The sequence below is a fragment of the Stenotrophomonas sp. S4 genome (assembly GCF_054187805.2).
On the sequence record NZ_CM196188.1, the window covers coordinates 390001 to 392500 of the forward strand.

The following is a 2500-nucleotide window of genomic DNA, read 5'->3' on the forward strand; positions in this document are numbered from 1 at the left end:
CCTGCTTTGCAAGCAGGGGGTCGTCGGTTCGATCCCGACAGGCTCCACCACGTTTGAGCTTCCTCCGGAGTAACTTCCGGGTCTGTAGCTCAGGTGGTTAGAGCGCACCCCTGATAAGGGTGAGGTCGGTAGTTCGAGTCTACCCAGACCCACCATTCTCTGAATGACGCATACAATCGATCTTTATACGCATCAGCACTGTGGCTGGTACGTGTTCTTTTAAAACTTGTGACGTAGCGAGCGTTTGAGATGTTCTATCAGACGTGTCGTGAGGCTAAGGCGAGAGACGCAAGTCTCTTTATTAATTGAGTCGTTATATTCGTATCCGGGCTTTGTACCCCCGGGTCATATATATAACCCAAGGCAACTTGCGGTTATATGGTCAAGCGAATAAGCGCACACGGTGGATGCCTTGGCGGTCAGAGGCGATGAAGGACGTGGCAGCCTGCGAAAAGTATCGGGGAGCTGGCAACAAGCTTTGATCCGGTAATGTCCGAATGGGGAAACCCACCCGCTTGCGGGTATCCTGCAGTGAATACATAGCTGCTGGAAGCGAACCTGGTGAACTGAAATATCTAAGTAACCAGAGGAAAAGAAATCAATCGAGATTCCGTAAGTAGCGACGAGCGAACGCGGACTAGCCCTTAAGCTGATTTGGTTCTAGGAAAACACTCTGGAAAGAGTGGCCATAGAAGGTGATAGCCCTGTATCTGAAAGGGCCATTTCAGTGAAGACGAGTAGGGCGGGGCACGTGAAACCCTGTCTGAACATGGGGGGACCATCCTCCAAGGCTAAATACTACTGACCGACCGATAGTGAACCAGTACCGTGAGGGAAAGGCGAAAAGAACCCCGGAGAGGGGAGTGAAATAGAACCTGAAACCGTGTGCGTACAAGCAGTAGGAGCTCCGCAAGGAGTGACTGCGTACCTTTTGTATAATGGGTCAGCGACTTACTGTTCGTGGCAAGCTTAACCGTATAGGGGAGGCGAAGGGAAACCGAGTCTGATAAGGGCGCATAGTCGCGGGCAGTAGACCCGAAACCGGGTGATCTAGTCATGCCCAGGGTGAAGGTGCGGTAACACGCACTGGAGGCCCGAACCCACTCCCGTTGCAAAGGTAGGGGATGAGGTGTGATTAGGAGTGAAAAGCTAATCGAACCCGGAGATAGCTGGTTCTCCTCGAAAGCTATTTAGGTAGCGCCTCATATGTATCCTCTCGGGGGTAGAGCACTGTTATGGCTAGGGGGTCATCGCGACTTACCAAACCATTGCAAACTCCGAATACCGAGACGGACTGTATGGGAGACACACGGCGGGTGCTAACGTCCGTCGTGAAAAGGGAAACAACCCAGACCCACAGCTAAGGTCCCAAATTCACTGCTAAGTGGAAAACCATGTGGAAAGGCACAGACAGCCAGGAGGTTGGCTTAGAAGCAGCCACCCTTTAAAGAAAGCGTAATAGCTCACTGGTCGAGTCGGTCTGCGGGGAAGATTTAACGGGGCTAAGCAGTGAACCGAAGCTTGGGGTGCATACTTTGTATGCGCGGTAGAGGAGCGTTCCGTAAGCCGTTGAAGGTGGATTGAGAAGTCTGCTGGAGGTATCGGAAGTGCGAATGCTGACATGAGTAACGATAATGCGGGTGAAAAACCCGCACGCCGAAAGCCCAAGGTTTCCTTGCGCAACGTTAATCGGCGCAGGGTGAGTCGGCCCCTAAGGCGAGGACGAAAGTCGTAGTCGATGGGAAGCAGGTTAATATTCCTGCACCTCGCGTAAGTGCGATGGAGGGACGGAGAAGGTTAGGTGTACCAGGCGTTGGTTGTCCTGGGGAAAGGCGGTAGGTTTGGATCTTTGGCAAATCCGGGATCCTTTAAGACCGAGCACCGAGACGAGCCTTTATGGCGAAGTCACTGATACCACGCTTCCAGGAAAAGCTCCTAAGCTTCAGCTTACGCAGACCGTACCGTAAACCGACACAGGTGGGTAGGATGAGAATTCTCAGGCGCTTGAGAGAACTCGGGTGAAGGAACTAGGCAACATGGCACCGTAACTTCGGGAGAAGGTGCACCCTTTTTGGTGGCTCGTGCGAGCTATAGCTGAAGAGGGTCGCAGTAACCAGGCCGCTGCGACTGTTTATCAAAAACACAGCACTCTGCAAACACGAAAGTGGACGTATAGGGTGTGACGCCTGCCCGGTGCTGGAAGGTTAATTGATGGGGTCAGCCGCAAGGCGAAGCTCTTGATCGAAGCCCCAGTAAACGGCGGCCGTAACTATAACGGTCCTAAGGTAGCGAAATTCCTTGTCGGGTAAGTTCCGACCTGCACGAATGGCGTAACGACAGCGGCGCTGTCTCCACCCGAGACTCAGTGAAATTGAAATCGCTGTGAAGATGCAGCGTTCCCGTGGCAAGACGGAAAGACCCCGTGAACCTTTACTATAGCTTTACACTGAACGTTGAGTTCGTCTGTGTAGGATAGGTGGGAGGCTATGAAACTGTGGCG

General features: G+C 52.8%; 2 tRNA genes and 1 rRNA gene (2 of these 3 running past the window's edge). All 3 read left to right on the top strand.

Annotated elements, in window-relative coordinates:
* A tRNA-Ala gene (locus tag ACUZUJ_RS01700) sits at positions 1-50 on the top strand; it begins 26 nt to the left of the window's first position.
* 28 nt (positions 51-78) lie between these two features.
* A tRNA-Ile gene (locus ACUZUJ_RS01705) sits at positions 79-155 on the top strand.
* A 225-nt stretch (positions 156-380) separates the two neighbouring features.
* Positions 381-2500: ribosomal RNA gene (locus tag ACUZUJ_RS01710) — 23S ribosomal RNA — on the top strand (it continues 758 nt past the right edge of the window).